Annotated in this window: 16 protein-coding genes and 2 tRNA genes; 15 read left to right on the top strand and 3 right to left on the bottom strand. The window is 45.7% G+C overall.

Features of this window, described 5'->3' with window-relative positions:
• Position 1 precedes the first annotated feature (1 nt).
• Entirely contained in the window at positions 2 to 748 is a 747-nt protein-coding gene (locus ACV7NC_RS08090; RefSeq protein ID WP_458152014.1) for a Nif3-like dinuclear metal center hexameric protein, read from the top strand.
• Positions 749 to 976: 228 nt separating this feature from the next.
• Positions 977 to 2,179, top strand: coding sequence for a murein transglycosylase A (mltA, locus tag ACV7NC_RS08085; protein WP_458152013.1), 1,203 nt, complete (start codon positions 977 to 979; stop codon positions 2,177 to 2,179).
• Between the two features lie 49 nt (positions 2,180 to 2,228).
• On the opposite strand, the gene ACV7NC_RS08080 is transcribed toward mltA, so the two are convergent.
• Entirely contained in the window at positions 2,229 to 2,951 is a 723-nt protein-coding gene (locus ACV7NC_RS08080) for a DsbC family protein (RefSeq protein WP_458152012.1), read from the bottom strand.
• 25 nt (positions 2,952 to 2,976) lie between these two features.
• Positions 2,977 to 4,143, bottom strand: coding sequence for a UbiH/UbiF family hydroxylase (locus tag ACV7NC_RS08075; RefSeq protein WP_458152011.1), 1,167 nt, complete (start codon positions 4,141 to 4,143; stop codon positions 2,977 to 2,979).
• Positions 4,144 to 4,567: 424 nt separating this feature from the next.
• Between ACV7NC_RS08075 and ACV7NC_RS08070 the strand changes: the two genes are divergently transcribed.
• The 13 genes from ACV7NC_RS08070 (at position 4,568) to yhbY (ending at position 18,405) form a co-directional block, all read left to right on the top strand.
• Positions 4,568 to 4,643 (top strand) — tRNA-Met (locus ACV7NC_RS08070).
• A 345-nt stretch (positions 4,644 to 4,988) separates the two neighbouring features.
• Positions 4,989 to 5,201 (top strand): 30S ribosomal protein S21, encoded by a 213-nt coding sequence (gene rpsU, locus ACV7NC_RS08065; protein WP_013648785.1) that lies wholly within the window; start codon positions 4,989 to 4,991, stop codon positions 5,199 to 5,201.
• Between the two features lie 120 nt (positions 5,202 to 5,321).
• A complete protein-coding gene (locus tag ACV7NC_RS08060; RefSeq protein ID WP_458152010.1) occupies positions 5,322 to 5,765 on the top strand; it encodes a GatB/YqeY domain-containing protein in 444 nt (147 codons plus the stop codon).
• An 80-nt stretch (positions 5,766 to 5,845) separates the two neighbouring features.
• The gene (gene dnaG / locus ACV7NC_RS08055) at positions 5,846 to 7,648 is read left to right on the top strand and encodes a DNA primase (protein ID WP_458152009.1); all 1,803 of its coding nucleotides are present in this window, start codon (positions 5,846 to 5,848) and stop codon (positions 7,646 to 7,648) included.
• Positions 7,649 to 7,990: 342 nt separating this feature from the next.
• The gene (rpoD, locus tag ACV7NC_RS08050; protein ID WP_458154877.1) at positions 7,991 to 9,997 is read left to right on the top strand and encodes an RNA polymerase sigma factor RpoD; all 2,007 of its coding nucleotides are present in this window, start codon (positions 7,991 to 7,993) and stop codon (positions 9,995 to 9,997) included.
• Between the two features lie 10 nt (positions 9,998 to 10,007).
• A tRNA-Ile gene (locus ACV7NC_RS08045) sits at positions 10,008 to 10,084 on the top strand.
• Between the two features lie 126 nt (positions 10,085 to 10,210).
• Positions 10,211 to 10,828 (top strand): RlmE family RNA methyltransferase, encoded by a 618-nt coding sequence (locus ACV7NC_RS08040; RefSeq protein ID WP_458152008.1) that lies wholly within the window; start codon positions 10,211 to 10,213, stop codon positions 10,826 to 10,828.
• A 174-nt stretch (positions 10,829 to 11,002) separates the two neighbouring features.
• The gene (ftsH, locus tag ACV7NC_RS08035; RefSeq protein ID WP_458152007.1) at positions 11,003 to 12,925 is read left to right on the top strand and encodes an ATP-dependent zinc metalloprotease FtsH; all 1,923 of its coding nucleotides are present in this window, start codon (positions 11,003 to 11,005) and stop codon (positions 12,923 to 12,925) included.
• Positions 12,926 to 13,010: 85 nt separating this feature from the next.
• Positions 13,011 to 13,847, top strand: a complete 837-nt coding sequence (gene folP / locus ACV7NC_RS08030; protein ID WP_458152006.1) for a dihydropteroate synthase — start codon at positions 13,011 to 13,013, stop codon at positions 13,845 to 13,847.
• A gap of 44 nt (positions 13,848 to 13,891) precedes the next feature.
• Complete coding sequence (glmM, locus tag ACV7NC_RS08025; protein ID WP_458152005.1) at positions 13,892 to 15,253, top strand: phosphoglucosamine mutase; 1,362 nt, start codon at positions 13,892 to 13,894, stop codon at positions 15,251 to 15,253.
• 174 nt (positions 15,254 to 15,427) lie between these two features.
• A complete protein-coding gene (locus ACV7NC_RS08020) occupies positions 15,428 to 16,426 on the top strand; it encodes a PstS family phosphate ABC transporter substrate-binding protein (RefSeq protein WP_458152004.1) in 999 nt (332 codons plus the stop codon).
• Between the two features lie 172 nt (positions 16,427 to 16,598).
• On the top strand, positions 16,599 to 18,035 hold the full coding sequence (cysG, locus tag ACV7NC_RS08015; protein WP_458152003.1) for a siroheme synthase CysG: 1,437 nt from the start codon (positions 16,599 to 16,601) through the stop codon (positions 18,033 to 18,035).
• Between the two features lie 16 nt (positions 18,036 to 18,051).
• Positions 18,052 to 18,405: a ribosome assembly RNA-binding protein YhbY gene (gene yhbY / locus ACV7NC_RS08010; RefSeq protein ID WP_458152002.1), complete on the top strand. Its 354-nt coding sequence runs from the start codon at positions 18,052 to 18,054 to the stop codon at positions 18,403 to 18,405.
• A gap of 161 nt (positions 18,406 to 18,566) precedes the next feature.
• On the opposite strand, the gene greA is transcribed toward yhbY, so the two are convergent.
• Positions 18,567 to 19,043, bottom strand: a complete 477-nt coding sequence (gene greA, locus ACV7NC_RS08005; protein ID WP_458152001.1) for a transcription elongation factor GreA — start codon at positions 19,041 to 19,043, stop codon at positions 18,567 to 18,569.
• Positions 19,044 to 19,061 lie beyond the last annotated feature (18 nt).

Below are 19,061 nucleotides of genomic sequence, written 5' to 3'. Positions count from 1 at the left end.
AATGCATCGGGATGAACTGGAAAATCATTTGAATCAGTTGCTGGATATTACCCGCTTTCATGATTATTGCCCAAATGGCTTGCAAGTGGAAGGGCGCGGCGACATTCAAACGATCATCAGCGGTGTAACGGCTTCGCTGGATCTGCTGCAAGCCGCGATTGCAGCCAAGGCGGATGCGATTCTGGTGCATCACGGTTATTTCTGGCGTGGCGAAGACATGCGCATTACCGGAATGAAAAGCCGCCGCATCGCATTGCTGCTGAATCAGCAAATCAATTTATTCGCTTATCATTTGCCGCTGGATGCGCATCCGCATTTAGGCAATAACGTGCTTTTAGGAAAAAAATTAGGCCTGATAGAGACCGGACGTTTCGGTGAACAGGAAGTCGGGATTGTCGGGGAATTGCCGCAACCTGTTACGCTGAATGTATTCAGCCATAAAATTTCCCGGACTTTATTGCGTAAACCGATGATTATCGGTAATCCGGAAAAACCGGTACGGCAGATTGCGTGGTGCACCGGTGCTGCTCAGAGCTATTTCGAATTGGCGATTCAGCAAGGAGTCGATGTTTATTTGACCGGTGAAATTTCCGAGCAATATGTGCACATTGCCCGCGAATCCGGCGTCGCATTCATTGCCGCTGGCCATCACGCAACCGAGCGCTACGGTGTGCAAGCGGTGGGCGATCATATCGCGCAAAAATTCGGTATCCGCCATCAGTTTATTGATATCGAGAATCCGGTGTAGTTTAATGGCTGGCGAGAGATATTTGCTTCAAGTGTTGTGCTGGCGGATTTGAGCGCTGTTATTTATACGTTGCGGTCATCATCCTTTTTCTTTTTTTTGCCGGAGAACATGGTCCACCAGATAATGAAAAGAAAAAGACCCAATGCAACTGCCGCTTCAACGATGAGTAACCACATTTTTTAACTTTGTTATCAAAATTTAAGAGATTTCTACTTTAACCAAAAACCGATGAAAAACCAATTAAGTTTTGTTATTTTGCTGTGTTCGTTGTTGGCCGGTTGTGCGACTGAGTCCGTGAGTCCTGTGGTAGCGCCCAGTAAACCGGCGGAAGTGGTGACACCCGCGCTGCCTCCGGATAAGCCGTTTACCAAATCCATTCAAAAGAAAGTGGCTTGGTCCGCGCTAAGCGGCTGGCAGGAAGACGATCTGTTGCCGGCTTGGCAAGCCTTTCAGAAAAGCTGCCTGGCTTTGAGTAAGCAACCGGCATGGAAAGCGTCATGCCAGCAGGCATCGTTGCTTAAGCAACCCGATAACGCGGTGGTGAGGAAATTTTTTGAAACCCATTTTACGCCTTATCAAATTATCAATACCGATAACACTCAAGAGGGATTGGTAACCGGATATTACGAACCCTTGCTCAAAGGCAGCCGCAAACCTTCCAACCGTTATCGCTTCCCTATTTATGCCGCGCCCGATGATCTGCTGACGATCGACTTGGGTGCCGCCTATCCGGAGTTGAAGGATTTACGCTTGCGTGGCCGTTTGGATGGACGCAAGGTAGTTCCTTTTTATTCCCGCGCCGACATCATGAATAACCCGAAGCTGCTGGATGGTTACGAATTGTTATGGGTCGAAGACGAGGTTGAGTTATTTTTTCTGCATGTGCAAGGCTCGGGCCGAATCGTATTCGATAATGGCGAAGTCATGAAAGTCGGCTTTGCCGATCAAAATGGCTATCCTTACAATTCAATCGGCAAGCTGTTGGTGGAACGTGGTGAATTGCCGCTCGAGAAAGCCTCCATGCAAGGTATTAAACAGTGGGGGCAGCAAAATCCGAAAAAACTGCCGGAGCTGTTACAGCAAAATGCGCGTTATGTATTTTTCCGTGAGCTGCCATCCGATTTGTCGGGGCCGATTGGCGCACTGGGTGTGCCTTTGACTGCTGGCCGCAGTATCGCGATTGATCCGCAATCCATTCCGCAAGGGGCGCCGGTATTTTTGTCGACGACCTGGCCAAATACTAACAAGCCGTTGAACCGGCTCATGGTTGCTCAGGACGTGGGGGGTGCGATCAAGGGCGGCGTACGTGCGGATTTCTTTTGGGGTTTCGGGCATGAAGCCGGCAATCAGGCAGGCAAAATGAAGCAACCGGGAAAAATGTGGGTGTTGCTGCCGCGTGACTATCAGTTTCCCCTAATGTCACGGCAATAAAAAGGCTTGCCGGAATAATCGATAAGCCTTTAAGTTTCTGTTTGTATAATTATTTGTTCTTAGCAGCGCTATTCAATTTTTCTTCAATCGCCGCTGCCGGGATCATACCGCCGACAATCGAGCCATCTGCAAAAATAAGGGTCGGTGTGCCGGATACTTTATTTTCTCGACCTGACTGGACCAGGGTCTCAAGTGGTGTTTCACAATCTTTCGACGATGGCGCGACGCTTTTTAACATGAAATCTTCCCACGCTTTGAGTTGATTACTGGAACACCAGATTTTCGCTGACAACTCCATCGAACCTCGCAGCACCGGGTATAGCAAGTTATAGACGGTTACATTGGTAATGTTCAATAATTCTTTTTCCAATTGCTTGCAATAAGGGCAGTTGGGGTCGGTATAGACTGCTAATTTCCGGCTGCCGTCGCCTTTGACTGCTTTGATCGCGTATTGCAGCGGTAAGCTGTCGAATGGAACGCGTCGAGCGGCTTTGATTTCCTGGATGCGCTCATTCGTCATGCTGACTCGGGTTTTAGTGTCAATGACGTGACCAAAGAAAAAGTAGTCGGCTTTATCGTCGGTATAGAAAACTTCATCGCCTACCACGACTTCGTATAAGCCCATGAAAGGAGTTTTCTTGATGCTGTCTATTTTTTGACCGGCAAAATGCGGTTCAATCGCTTTTCTCAAAGCTTCTTCATCGGCACAAGCAATTGTCGAAAAAGCACCTAAAATCAGTAAAGAAATGAAAAGCCTCAAGCGCGTTGCCATAATAACTCCAGTTATAAAATAATGATTAGTTCAGGGCGTGTTGCATCAGTCGATTTTTAATCAGTGGAAGCCGGTCGGTGATCTCGAGTCCAAGATTGCGCAGGCGCGCTATGGTCGGGTTGGCATTGTTGAACAGCTTTTGTAAACCATCGGTTACTAATTCCAATGCCAGAATATCTTCTTTTCGCGCCAGTTCGTAACGTCTTAATAGCATCAAATTCCCGCAATCGTTATGGCTATGTGCTTTGAGTAGTGTGGCCAGTTCCCGTGTGTCACGCAAGCCCAAATTAACACCTTGCCCGGCTAATGGATGGATGCCATGAGCAGCATCGCCAATCAATACCAACCGAGGTTTGGTCAATTTCTCCACGTGCACAAAATTTAATGGAAATCCGACTGGGGGTGTAATCAGTTGCAGCTTTCCCAGTATGTGCGAGGATGCTTCTTCTACACGCCGGCACAGTTCTTCCGCTGATAAATGCATCAGAAAATCGGCATGATCTTCGCCGGTTGACCAAACCATTGATACCCGCTTGTCGGGAAGCGGCAGCAAGGCGAGTATTCCATCCCGGCGAAACCATTGGTGTGCGATTTGACGATGTGCTTGTTCGGTGCTGAAATTGGCAACCACGCCGATTTGATGATAGGTATGTTTCTTTACATCAATTTCAGCTTGCCGGCGCACCCATGAATTTACCCCGTCGGCTCCTACCAACAGTGCCGCTTCCAGCAGTTTGCCATCTTCCAGCTGAACTTCGACATGCGATTCCAGCCATTTGATCGCGGTACATTTTGCAGGGCAAAAGATTTGAATATTGTCGTTAGCAGATTGAAGCACTTCCCATACTGCTGTTTGCAGTTGGCGGTTTTCAACAATGAAAGCCAATTCCGGAATGCCGATCTCATAGGCGCTGAAATTAATGCACGCCGTGCTATCGTCTCCGAAAACTGACATTTCATGGACGGGTGCAATACGATCGTTTTCTATAAGCGACCAAGCACCCAATGAGCGCAAAAAAGCTGCACTGCCCGGACTGATTGCGTAAACCCGGCTATCCCAGCTTTCATCCCGAGGTATCGCCGTGGCAGGGTGCGGTTCAATAACAGCAATTTTGAGGTTGCAATCTTTTAATGCTGCCGCCAATCCGGCTCCAACAAGCCCGCCGCCAATGATTATCAGATCGAATTTCATGAGTCGGATTATACAACCGCTTTGCGGTTGAAGGTTTAAAACAAACAATAACTTTGCTAGGTAGCTCCGATTAATTGACTATATGAGTGAGCGTATCACATGGTTGCGCGTTATTCGTTCTCTCGCTTATCTTGTTGATGTGTCTCGGTTGCTGCGTTTCGTGCGAATCGTGCGTCATCTCGCCCATCGAATTAATCAACGGTCCTCTAGATTGCCACTTTTAAATCGATGAAAAAATTTCTGAACTACACAAAGAAAGCTGCAATGTTCAGTAGCGAGTGAGTGTATGTTGAGTTGAGATTTTATGGCTGTTTGGTGTGATTTGGGTTCGATGGAGTCCCGGTAGCGCCACAGCTTGACCAGTTTCTCAGTCTTGACAAGACATTATCCCAGAGGCAAAATGCCCGGCTTGTGTTTTGCATGTGGCGAATTAGCTCAGTGGTTAGAGCAGCGGAATCATAATCCGTTGGTCCGGGGTTCAAATCCCTGATTCGCCACCAGTTTGTTTACGCTTATCAAGAGATATAATCCTTCTTAGGGCGTTTATTCCCTTAATTCAGAAAAATTTGCAACACAATATCATTACAGAATTCTCTGCCACAATTGATACGAAAGCTGGCGCTTATCCAAGGATTTAACTGATTAGTTCTTCTTATCTTTTTCGTACATAAGATACTTTGTTGCATTATTTTGTCGTTGCCATCCTGGTGGTGAAAATAAGTCTTTTATAACCAAATTCACAGTGTTATACTTGCCGACTTTTGTTGTGCTTAGCATCTGACAGCCACAACGAGTGTGTGAAGTTAAATATCAATTAATCTGCAATGTGAGGGTAGTGCCTATTTATGACAACGATTAAAGTTAAGGAAAATGAGCCATTCGAAGTAGCTATGCGTCGTTTTAAACGCTCTATAGAGAAAACAGGGATTTTGACAGAATTGCGAGCACGTGAGTTTTATGAAAAACCGACTGCGGAACGTAAAAGAAAACTGGCAGCGGCTGTTAAAAGAAACTATAAGCGCCTGCGTAGTCAATTGCTACCACCTAAACTTTATTAAGTTATATAAGCAAGAACAGAATAAAAACTGCCAAACAAAGCATACTCATAAGGGGTTGTGCTGTTCTGTTGTTATGCTAACCAATGATTCAGTAGTAACCTGCTTACATTAAAACAAGATATGAGTTTGAAGGAAAGAATTGCCGATGATTTGAAAGCGGCGATGCGAACAGGCAATACGAAGCAGCGGGATACGATTCGTTTACTGCAAGCAGCAATTAAGCAACGTGAAGTTGATGAACGCATTACCTTGGATGATGGAGCAGTGATTACTGTAATCGAGAAAATGCTAAAGCAACGGAAAGATTCGATTGAACAGTATGAATCAGCCAAACGCTCGGATTTGGCAGAAATCGAGAAAGCCGAAGTTGCTTTTTTAAGTGCGTATATGCCTCAGCCATTCACTGATTCGGAAATTGATAATCTGGTGATTGCGGCAATTGCAGAAACGGGCGCTTCGGGGATGCAGGATATGGGTAGAGTCATGGCTATCTTAAAACCGAAACTCACCGGGCGGGCGGATATGGCGAAAGTATCAATGCTTATTAAATCCAAATTCGTATAACCATTTTATAATTATTAAGCAAACGCAGTTCCCCTGATTTATTTATACTAGGCGCTGAGAGTTTTAATGGCTTCTAGTAAATGATTCCACAGTCTTTTATTCATGATTTGCTCAATCGGGTTGATATTGTTGATACGATTGATCGTCATGTTCCTCTGAAAAAAGCAGGTGCTAATTTTGTTGCATGCTGTCCATTTCATAACGAGAAAACCCCTTCTTTTACCGTCAGTCAAACCAAGCAGTTTTATCATTGCTTCGGTTGTGGTGCGCATGGCAATGTAATCAGTTTTCTAATGGAATACAACGGATTGAGTTTTGTGGAGGCAGTACAGAGTTTAGCAGGTTACGCCGGAATGGAAGTGCCTGTGCTACCGGGCAATCTCGCATCAAAAAACCATTCATCAATTGATTCCTCGCAGAATCCTGACTTTAATCAAGATTATGGAAATGACGAAATATCTGCAGAAGCGTTGATGCATGCAATGCAAGTTGCGACCCATTATTATCGTGAGCAGCTTAAATTGTCCGAACAGGCAATTGCTTATCTCAAAAAACGCGGTATATCGGGAAAAACTGCAGCGCGCTTTGCGATTGGTTACGCACCTTCGGCTTGGCAGAATCTTGAAGCTGTTTTTCCTGACTACGCCTCTGAAAATACTAAAAAGGTACTGGCGCACGCCGGCTTGATCGTTATTAACGATGATGCCAAACAATACGACCGTTTCAGAGATCGGATTATGTTTCCGATTCTTAACCAGAAAGGACGAATCATTGGGTTTGGCGGAAGAGTCATCGCGCAGGGAGAACCTAAATATTTGAACTCTCCGGAAACGGCCCTGTTTGCAAAGGGACAGGAACTCTATAACTTATTTTCAGCACGTCGCGCTATCCGCGAAGCAAATTGCGTAATTGTTGTGGAAGGGTACATGGATGTGATCGCGCTTTCGCAACATGGCATCGACAATGTAGTGGCTACCTTGGGAACGGCCACTACCGGTATTCATGTCCAAAGGCTGCTACGTCAAACGGACAACATTATTTTTTGTTTTGATGGTGATAAGGCGGGTAGAAAAGCAGCATGGCGAGCACTGGAAAACAGTTTGGAGTTGCTGACAGATGGAAAATACCTGGGATTTCTATTTTTGCCGGAAGGCGCGGATCCCGATAGTTACGTGAACCAAAATGGGAAAGAGTCTTTCGAGAAGCAAATCACGCAAGCAGTCCCGTTATCAGAGTTTTTTTTCAAAGAATTATGTTCCGGACTAAAACTGCAAACCAGCGAAGGCCGTGCGAAACTGGTTAAGGATGCAAAACCACTTTTGCAGCGAATTTCGGCACCGGCACTGTCATTAATTCTGAAAAGGCGTCTGGCGGAATTGAGTGATATCGCTGACAAGGAATTAGACTCTTTACTGCAGATCAAGCGTGTTTCTGGAGTCAAAAAGATTGGAAATAATGTGAAAAGGCAGACGGTTACATTGTACCGGCGCTTGATCCGGATATTATTGGATGATCCGAGTTTTGTCACTAAACTTGATCGGGAATTATTGGTCAAATCAAATGCAAAAAATGAAGAGATTGCTGCGTTGGAAGCATTATTTGATTTTTTCGACGCACATCCGCATTTAACTGAGAAAGATTCGGTATTTTCAATAGTCGGCTATTTTCAAGATAGTCCCTTTAGGACACTACTGGAAAATATCGAGTGCGAAACCTTGGAATGGAATCATTCAACCGGTGTCGAATCCGAATTTTCGGATATTCTGAAAAAATTGCGACTGATGCAGTATAAGGAACGTATTACCGAATTGCAGAGCAAGTCGCTGCATATGTTGAGCGACGAAGAAAAAAAAGAATTGCAACAATTGGTTAAGAGCCAATAGAAGTTACATAGTGTTATGTAGTGTCGAATTTTGATACAATTCCAGACTTTAAGCGTCTTATTTAATAAATTATTGTATTGGAAATCCAATATGCCAAAAAAAGCGGTCGAGTCAAAAAATAAAGAAGCTGTTAAGAATTTAGCAACCAAGAAAGAAAAAAAACCTGAGAAAGAAACAATAGGTAAGGAAGAGTCCGAGAAATTAGCGACGAAATCTGAGAAAAAAACAAAAGCAATAGCAAGCAAGCAATCCTTGGAAAAAGTTGCCAGCGGCACTGTTGCTGCTGACATGGCTATTTCCGATAGCGCAGAGCTAGAAGGAGATCGTGTTTCTCAAACAACGATGTCCGATTTTAATGCGGAATCAAATGATGGTAAGAAAACCAGAGGAAGAACGCCCAAGAAAAATAAAGTAAGTGCTGCGATCGATCAATTAGACGAAATGGGGGCTGTTTCTGCTATCGAGAGCGGTAATCCTCAACCGCAGGATATCGAAGCACGCCGTATGCGTCTGAAAATGCTGATAGGCTTGGGTAAAGAACGCGGCTATCTGACTTACGCAGAAATAAATGATCATTTGCCTGATGATATGCTCGATGCTGAGCAAATTGAAGGCATCATCAGCATGATCAATGATATGGGTATATCGGTGCATGATGAAGCGCCGGATGCCGAAACATTATTGATGTCGGATGCGGCAACGACTGTTGCCGATGAAGATGTCGCAGAGGAGGCCGAAGCGGCGCTTTCCACTGTTGATTCCGAGTTTGGCCGTACAACTGATCCGGTTCGCATGTATATGCGTGAAATGGGTTCGGTTGGCCTGCTGACCCGTGAGAGCGAGATCGAAATTGCAAAACGCATTGAAGGCGGTTTACGCCACATGATTCAAGCAATTTCAGCTTGCCCTCCTATTATTGGGAAGATTGTTGATCTGGCAACGGAAGTCGAGAAAGATGTTATCCGCATTGATGAGGTAGTCGATGGTCTGCTGGACGCAAATGCCCAAGAAATCATAAATGAAGAATTTTCCGAAGAGTCACTCGATCAAGAACTAGCTTCAAACGATCTCGGTGACGAAGATGAAGATGAGGAAGGCGATGGCTCTGCAATTGCCAGCGCTGATCTGTTAAAGTTAAAAGCGGATGCATTGGAACGATTTGCAGTTATTCGCGATATCTACCATGAGATGCAGGTATTACTTGATAAGGAAGGTTCTTATCAGCAAGCGTATCTGGACTTGCAGGAAAAAATTTCATCCGAATTGATGGGCATCCGCTTTTCAGCAAAAATGGTTGAAAAGCTATGTGATACACAACGCGAGTTGGTTAGCGATGTGCGGAACTACGAGCGCAAAATTATGGATTTGTGCGTATCCAAAGCGAAGATGCCACGAAACCATTTCATCAAAACTTTCCCTGGAAATGAAACCAATCTTGATTGGATAGTTCAGGAAATCAATGCTGGGAAGCCTTATAGTCAGTCACTCGAGCACTATAAACCGGCGATTCTTGAAGAGCAGCAAAATTTGCTGGCATTGAAAGACAAAATTGGTATTCCGATTAAGGATCTTAAGGAAATCAACCGCAAAATGTCGACCGGCGAAGCCAAAGCACGCCGAGCCAAGCGCGAAATGACGGAAGCGAATTTGCGTTTGGTTATCTCGATTGCTAAAAAATATACCAACCGTGGTTTGCAATTCTTGGATCTCATTCAAGAAGGCAATATTGGTCTGATGAAAGCGGTTGATAAATTCGAATACCGCCGTGGTTACAAATTTTCAACATATGCGACATGGTGGATACGCCAAGCGATTACTCGCTCGATTGCCGATCAAGCGCGGACGATCCGGATACCGGTTCATATGATTGAAACTATCAACAAAATGAATCGTATTTCACGTCAGATTTTGCAGGAAACTGGGCAAGAGCCGGAACCCGCAGTATTGGCGCAGAAAATGGAAATGCCGGAAGAAAAGATCCGGAAAATTCTTAAAATCTCGAAAGAACCCATTTCGATGGAAACACCGATCGGTGACGATGAAGATTCACACTTGGGTGATTTTATTGAAGATGCTGCAACGATGGCACCGGCTGATGCTGCTGTATATGCAAGCCTGCGTGGGGTCACCAAGGATATTCTGGATTCATTGACACCGCGTGAAGCCAAGGTGCTGCGCATGCGTTTCGGTATTGAAATGAATACCGATCATACGTTGGAAGAAGTCGGTAAACAGTTTGATGTCACGCGTGAGCGTATCCGTCAGATCGAAGCAAAAGCATTACGCAAATTGCGTCACCCGGCCCGCTCGGAACGGTTACGCAGTTTTCTGGATACCGGTAATAATTAAGATGTAAGCAGGGTCTGTAGCTCAGTCGGTTAGAGCAGGGGACTCATAATCCCTTGGTCGTTGGTTCGAGTCCAACCAGACCCACCAAAAAAGCACTTGTGTTCTTAACAAAGTGCTTTTTTATTTTCAGGGTAATGCTGTTAGATTAAAACGGGCGACAAAGGTATCCAACAGATTTCTCAATCTTGAACCCAGGTAAATTAGTTTTTCCGGATGAAGCGTACTAAAACCAGCAAAGCCTGGATGAAAGAGCATGTCAGTGATTTTTTTGTCAAGCAAGCAAGAAAAGAGGGTTATCGGTCGCGTGCGGCATACAAATTATTGGAGATTATCGAGCGAGATCATATTCTGAAATCCGGAATGATTGTGGTTGATTTAGGCGCTGCGCCAGGTAGCTGGTCCCAGGTTGCCAGTCAGAGGGTAGGCTCTAAAGGCAAAGTGATAGCGTTGGATATTCTTGAAATGCCGCCACTACCCGGTGTGGAGTTTATTCAAGGCGATTTTACGGAAGAGATTCCGTTAAGTGAGTTGAGGAAACGGCTTGACGGACATCAACCGGATCTGATCATTTCTGACATGGCGCCTAATATGAGTGGCATCATCGTTAGCGATCAGGCGCGAAGTATGTATCTGGCAGAGTTGGCTTTGGCCTTTGCTCTGGAGCAACTGAACTATAGCGGAAATTTCTTAGTCAAAGTTTTTCAGGGCAGGGATTTTGATCAATTTCTTCGTGAAATGCGGATGGGATTTAAAAGTGTGATGATACGCAAACCGAAAGCCTCTCGTGATCGAAGTAATGAATTGTATTTGCTTGGTGCAGGGAAGCGGTAGAATTAATTGTCAGCATAAAATGAGTGGATCTCCCCAGAGATAACAGCAACATTAAGTAGTAGTATCATTACGTGGAAATGGATTTGTCGGACTTAATAAGTTTTCTGTTATATTATTTTGAATAGAGTTAGAATGACCAATCAATGATTTTTAGGTGCAAACCAAGGAGCTATCTTGAATAATCTAATTAAAAATATGGCCATATGGCTGGTAATTGCACTGGTGTTGATGACTGTATTTAATCAATTCAGCGTTCGTCAGCCGGCGCAAGTACCAATGGAATATTCTCAGTTCATTTCTGAATTGAACCAAGGAAGAATTGCAAAAGTTGTTATTGAAGGCCGCACTTTAAGAGGCACAAAGTCGGACGGCAGGCGTTTCACGACTTATGCGCCTTCCGATCCCTGGATGGTGAGTGATTTACTTAAGGCGGGTGTAATTGTTGAAGCTAAACCTGAAGAAGAGCCATCCATGTTGATGAGCATTTTCATTTCATGGTTTCCAATGCTGTTGCTGATCGCTGTGTGGATCTTTTTCATGCGCCAAATGCAAGGTGGCGGTCGGAACGGTGGTGCATTCTCATTTGGGAAAAGCAAGGCTCGTATGCTTGACAAATCGGCGAATACTATTACTTTCAATGATGTTGCCGGTTGTGAGGAAGCCAAGGAAGAAGTCGCTGAACTGGTGGAATTTTTGCGTGATCCCACTAAGTTCCAAAAACTCGGTGGACGTATTCCTCGCGGCGTATTGATGGTGGGTAGTCCTGGTACCGGTAAAACCCTGCTTGCAAGAGCAATTGCCGGTGAAGCAGGTGTGCCATTCTTCAGTATCTCAGGATCCGATTTTGTTGAAATGTTTGTTGGTGTTGGTGCATCGCGCGTGCGTGATATGTTTGAGCAAGCGAAAAAGCACGCACCTTGCATCATTTTTATCGATGAAATTGATGCAGTCGGTCGTCAACGAGGTGCCGGTTTAGGTGGTGGAAATGACGAACGCGAGCAAACACTTAACCAATTACTGGTTGAAATGGATGGTTTCGAAGGCGCGATGGGTGTTATTGTGATTGCGGCAACCAATCGTCCGGACGTATTGGATCCGGCATTGTTGCGCCCCGGCCGTTTTGACCGGCAAGTGACAGTTCCGCTCCCTGATATCCGGGGCCGTGAGCAAATTTTACAAGTTCATATGCGCAAGGTACCGCTTGCACCGGATGTGAAAGCGGAAGTCTTGGCGCGCGGCACACCTGGCATGTCTGGTGCGGATTTAGCCAATCTGGTTAATGAAGCGGCGCTGTTTGCTGCGAGAAGTAACAAGCGTCTGGTCGACATGGAAGATTTTGAGCGTGCGAAAGATAAAATTTTCCTGGGGGCCGAGCGCCGCTCTGCGGTAATGCCTGAGCATGAACGTAGAAATACTGCCTATCATGAGTCCGGGCATGCAGTGGTCGGTTATCTGCTGCCTAAAAACGATCCGGTGCATAAAGTTACCATTATTCCTCGTGGTCGCGCTCTGGGGATCACGTTTACCCTTCCTAAGGAAGATCGCTTCGGGATGGAGCGTGAACAAATTTTACAAATGATCTCGATGATGCTTGCTGGTCGCATTGCCGAAGAGGTGTTCATGCATCAGATGACCACGGGCGCATCGAATGATTTTGAACGCGCAACTGATATGGCCCGGCAAATGGTTACTCGTTGGGGTATGTCGGATGCACTGGGGCCAATGGTTTATGGTGAGAATGAAGGCGAGGTTTTCTTGGGTCGTTCAGTGACCACGCATAAGAACGTCAGCGAATCAACGATGCAGAAAGTCGATGCGGAAGTTCGTCGTATCATTGATGAACAATATGCATTGGCACGAAAGCTGATCGAGGAAAATAGAGACAAAATCGAAGTGATGGCCAAGGCTCTGTTGGAATGGGAAACCATCGATAGCGATCAGATCAAGGATATTATGGATGGTCGCACTCCGCGTCCGCCGAAACCGCCTCAATCCATGTCTTCAACAACGGATGGTGAGACTTCGGCAGCTGAAAGCGAAGGGCAACAAAGCAACGAACCGGCAACACCGCATGAAGTTGTTAAAGAAGCTGATTAACCGTTGATAGCTTGTTCGGCACGGGATACGATTGTAACAACGTATCCCGTTTTTATTTTTAATTGTTCTGTAACCTGCTGCCGTGATGTCTTTGCTCAATCAGCTTAGTTCAACAGACCGACCATTGATAATGGGGGTTGTCAACATAACGCCCGATTCCTTTTCGGATGGCGGACTTTTTTTTTCTACACAGCAAGCCATAGCCCATGCCAACCGGCTAATATCAGAAGGTGTAGATATTCTTGATATCGGCGGCGAATCCACCCGTCCAGGGAGTCAGCAGGTTTCTGTTGATGAAGAATTAAAACGCATAATACCTGTGGTAGAAGCGCTTGTTGATTCAGGTGTGCCAATTTCGGTTGATACTTCTAAACCCGAAGTGATGAAACATGCGATCGCAGCAGGTGCTCAGATGATAAATGATGTGCATGCACTTCGTAACCCGCATGCACTGGACGCTGTAGCTTCACATACGCATGTGAAGATTTGTCTGATGCATATGCAAGGTACGCCGCAAAATATGCAGGTCAATCCGCAATATCAGGATATTGTGACTGAAGTAAAAACTTTTTTGCAGCAACGTATCCAGCTTGCGGAGAAGTGGGGTATTTCGAAAGATCGTTTGGTGATCGATCCCGGGTTCGGTTTTGGTAAGACGCTCCAGCATAATCTGACATTATTGAATCAACTGGATAAATTTGCAGAGCTGGAAGTTCCTGTATTAGCAGGTTTATCGCGTAAATCCATGCTGGGTGCGATCACTGGTAATGAAGTGCATCAGCGGCTGCACGAAAGTGTTGCCGCAGCCTTGCTTGCAGTCATTAAAGGTGCCAGAATTGTGCGTGTGCATGATGTTAAAGCAAGTAAAGATGCACTCGCAGTCTATCGTGCGATGATTCAGCAAAATGGCGCAAACTATTAACATCTACAGCTATTTTTTTTCAACTAGCAAAAATATTCATCAAATTGACTAAGAAATATTTCGGAACTGACGGCATACGAGGCCGAGTAGGTAAGTTTCCCATTACCCCCGATTTTATTCTTCACCTAGGCTATTCAGCCGGGAAAGTTTTAGCAGCGGCGGATTGGCATTTAATGGAGGGGAAGCGCCCGACAGTTCTGATCGGAAAAGATACGAGAGTGTCCGGTTATATGCTTGAATCCGCCCTGGAAGCCGGACTATGTGCCGCGGGAGTGGATGTTATTTTGTCGGGTCCAATGCCGACTCCGGCCATTGCTTACCTGATTCGTGCGTTAAGGTTGCAGGCAGGCATCGTCATCTCCGCTTCACATAATCTCTTTGAAGATAATGGCGTGAAGTTTTTCTCAGCATCCGGCAGCAAGCTTCCGGATGAAATGGAACACAAAATAGAGGCTGAATTAAACTCGCCGATTGAGACCAAGTCTTCGATTCAACTGGGCAAAGTACAAAGAATCGATGACGCGGCCGGACGCTATATTGAATTTTGCAAGAGCACTTTTCCCTATCATTTGGATCTGCGCGGACTGCGTATTGTTGTCGATTGTGCGCATGGAGCTGCATATCATATTGCCGGACACGTCATGCACGAGCTTGGCGCCGATGTCGTTGCAATCGGTGTGCAACCCAATGGTCTGAATATTAACCTCGAATGTGGCGCTACACATTGTGCAACGCTGCAGAAAGCTGTCATACAGCATCGTGCGGATCTCGGTGTTGCCCTGGATGGTGATGGCGACCGTGTCATGATGGTGGATAAATTGGGCAGGCTCTATGATGGTGATCAATTACTTTATATCATCGCCAAGCACCGGATGCAGAAGAATGTGCTCTGCGGAGGGGTGGTGGGTACATTAATGACCAACTTGGCAATTGAAAATCAATTTAAGAAATTGCACATACCGTTTCTTAGAGCAAACGTGGGCGATCGATATGTTCATGAATTGCTGCAAGAAAAAAAATGGCAACTGGGCGGAGAAAGTTCGGGGCATATTCTTTGCAAGGATAAACATACGACAGGGGATGGCATTATCTCGGCATTGCAAGTGCTTTATGCGCTTCGCGATACTCACAAGACTCTGGCCGAATTTATGCGCGGAGTCACTTTATTTCCACAGCGCCTCATCAATGTAAAAGTTCACAAATCGTTCAATCTCAATGCCAATAAAGTGGTGAACGCTGTAAAAAAAGAAGCGGAAGCCGACTTGGGTGATGAAGGACGTTTATTAATCCGTGCTTCGGGGACAGAACCGCTCATTCGCGTGATGGTTGAAGGAAAATCCAAGCAGAAAGTCAATTATTGGTCTGAACGCATTGCGGGAGTTATCGAAACGGCCTGCATCCCTTGAATGGTGTATGTTAAACCTGGTTCAGGTTTATGTGAGCAATCGTTTCTTGCAAGATTCTTGATCGTTCAAAATTATAACAAAGCTATTGAATGTCATAATATTGTAACAATTCTGAAATACGATAGCGCATCGTCTGGGTAGATTGTTCAATTCTTTTTTATGGAGCAAGTAATAATGATTAATGTTTTGAGTCTTAGGACTTTTTCCGCAGTCGTGCTGTTAGTGGCGGCTACTTACGCCACCAAGATCAATGCTACACCGATTGTGAAGATTGATGGCTCAAGTACTGTTTTTCCGATAACAGAAGCTGTCGCGGAAGATTTCCAAATCTCTAAGCGTGGTTCGATTCGAGTTACTGTCGGTATTTCGGGAACCGGCGGTGGTTTTAAGAAGTTTTGCCGTAACGAAATCGATATTGTAAATGCTTCCCGTCCGATAACCGAGCTTGAAATGGAAGCTTGTAAACAGGAAGGCGTGCAATTTATCGAAATGCCCATTGCTTTCGATGCATTAACAGTCGTTGTAAATCCCCAGAATACTTGGAGTAAAACCATTACCGTTGATGAATTGAAAAAAATCTGGGAACCCGCTGCGCAAGGGAAAGTAACCAACTGGAATCAGATCAATCCAGCTTGGCCTGACAAAAGAATCAAACTCTATGGACCGGGCGCGGATTCCGGAACCTTTGAATATTTTACCGAAGCAATCGTTGGTAAAGCAAAATCAAGCCGTGGCGACTATACCGCTTCAGAAGATGATAATGTGCTGGTTCAGGGCGTTGCGAGCGACATCTATGCGCTCGGATTTTTTGGCTTTGCGTACTACATTGAGAATAGCAACAAGATCCATGCGGTTGCTGTTGATAGCGGCAATGGCGGTGTAATACCCTCGTCTGCAACGGTAGAGGATAATAGCTATAAGCCGCTATCGCGCCCAATATTTATCTACATCAATGCAAAATCGGCTGATAAACCGGAAGTCAATGAATTTGTTAATTTCTATATGAAAAATGCGACGGAGTTGGTTACGGAAGTGAAATATTTTCCGCTTTCCCAAGAAGTGTATAACCTCAATCTCGAGCATTTGAACAAGAAAAAATTGGGGACCGTGTTCAAGGGAACAGGAATCAACATACGGCTCGAAGACATTCTGAAATTGGAATCAAGCCTGTAGAATAATTTTAATTAGCCTCACGGCAATTCACTGCTCATTGTAAGCGTATGTGAAATTAGAAACACCGCAGGGAAGTTCTGATCGACTCGTAAGCCGCTGATGGCTTAGAATTGATCGGAACTTCCCTTTTTTATTTTTAGAGATATCTTTCAGAGCGAATATACTTCGATAAATGGAATTCCTGCCAATTTTTTATGACATCAATAATAAAGCTTGCTTGGTTGTTGGTGGCGGTGATGTTGCCGAGCGCAAGGTGATGTTGTTGCTGCAGGCGGGGGCGCGGGTGTCCGTGGTAGCTCCTGCGATCAGTAGCGCATTAATTGAGCTGGCGGCACGTGGTGATATTGACCATCGGGCGGAACCCTTTCAAGCCGAATATCTATGCGGTCAGGTATTGGTTATTGCAGCGACCGACGATCAAGCGTTGAACCGGAGGGTATCAGAAGATTGTCAACAGCTTCGGATACCGGTCAACGTCGTGGATAACCCCGAGTTATGCACTGTTATTATGCCATCGATTATAGATCGTTCTCCGCTATTGATTGCTATATCTAGCGGTGGAAAGTCGCCTGTGCTGGCAAGACTGTTACGTGCGCAACTGGAAACTGTCGTGCCGGTTGCATATGGGCGGCTTGCTGCAATGGCGGGAAGATTTCGTAAGTATGTTAAACAGAAGATTACGCAACCGGGTAAGCGCCGTCAATTCTGGGAAAGGGTTTTACAAGGGCGATTGACGGAACTGGTGCTGGCTGGGAAAGATAAAACGGCGGAGGAATATTTGTTGCAATCCCTGAATCAGGAAGAAGATAATTTGCCCCAGGGTGAAGTCTATTTGGTCGGAGCAGGGCCGGGTAATTCTGATTTGCTGACATTCCGTGCTATGCGCTTGATGCAACAAGCGGATGTAGTGGTTTATGATCGACTGGTTTCCCCAGAAATTCTCAATATGGTGCGTCGCGACGCAGCGCGTATTTATGCAGGTAAGGAACGGAACCGGCATACGCTCCAACAGGAATCTATTAATCAACTGCTGGTTCGTTTGGCTCAAGAAGGTAAGCGGGTACTGCGTTTGAAAGGTGGTGATCCATTTATTTTCGGTCGTGGTGGCGAAGAGATCGAAACCTTGGCGTCACATCATATCCCCTTCCAAGTGGTGCCTGGGATTACGGCAGCCTCAGGGGTTGCGGCATACGCCGGTATCCCGCTGACGCATCGGGATTATGCGCAATCGTGCATTTTTGTTACTGGTCATCTTAAAGACGGTACAATCGACTTGGATTGGCAGCAGCTTGCGCGGCTCAATCAAACCGTTGTGATTTATATGGGAATGCTGGGTTTGCCAGTGCTCTGCCAGCAACTGATAATGCACGGTCTGCCCGAGTCCACACCTGCTGCAATTATCCAGCAAGGTACCACACAGAAACAGAAAACTATCGCTGGCACACTGCGAACCCTTCCGGCTCTGGCAGAGGCAACCAAGTTGACGCCACCGACATTAATCATTGTCGGAGAAGTGGTAAAATTGCATCAGCATCTAACATGGTTTGAACCGGCGCAGCAAGCCTCTGCAGCAAAAATCATAGAACTGGACCCTGATCCAGAAGTTTAATGAATTAAAAGGATTTATGCTAACTCTTACCGTTACCCATCGCCAGGCACTAAAAGCACAGGCCCATGCACTGAATCCGGTTGTGATGATAGGAAAATCCGGGTTATCCGCGAATGTTATTGGAGAAATTGAGCGGGCATTAACAAGCCACGCGTTAATAAAAATCAAGGTTCAGATGGATGATCGCGTAGCCAGAAATACTGTTCTCGAAGAGATTTGCGCTTTAACAAACGCTGCGCCAGTGCAGCACGTGGGAAAGACTCTGGTTATTTATCGCCCCAAGCCGGAAGAAACAGAAAAGAAAACTGAACGCGCGCCTTTCAAGAAAAAACGTGCGCCGGTGCGCAGAAAGCGGGATTTTCAGAACTAAGGAAGCGCTGGTTCATTCGGCGAACGAGATGAAGCACGAGGCGCACGGAACGCAGTAACCGAGACATATCAATCAGATAGACGAGGGATCGAGTGCCGTGCAACGATGCATTCGCTCGTGCAGTCATTTAATCAGCGCTTCCCTAAAAAATTTTTGGAGACTCAGATGTACTTGACATCGAGTATTTCATATTCGCGGATACCGCTTGGAGCTTGTACTTCTGCGATATCGCCAGCATATTTTCCGATTAAAGCCCGTGAAATGGGTGAACTGATAGAAATTTTCCCGAACTTGATATCCGCTTCGTCGTCTCCGACGATTTGATAAGTGACAATTTCACCGTTTTGCAAATCTTCCAATTCGACGGTAGCACCGAAAACACAAGCACCGTCTGCATTGATAAGTGCCGGATTGATGATTTGAGCACTGGAGAGTTTGCTTTCCAGTTCAGCGATGCGTCCTTCAATAAAACTCTGTTTTTCCTTGGCAGCATCGTATTCGGCATTTTCCGAAAGATCACCATGTGAGCGCGCTTCAGCGATTGCAGCAATGACTGCAGGACGATGTATCGTTTTCATCTCATGCAGTTCCTTGCGCAATGCTTCCGCGCCTGCGACCGTTAATGGGATAGTACTCATCGTAATTTCGTGCCTTTT

It is taken from the genome of Nitrosomonas limosa (assembly GCF_054188085.1).
Note: the sequence above shows the minus strand (reverse complement) of the source record. Positions and strands in the feature narration are given on the sequence as shown.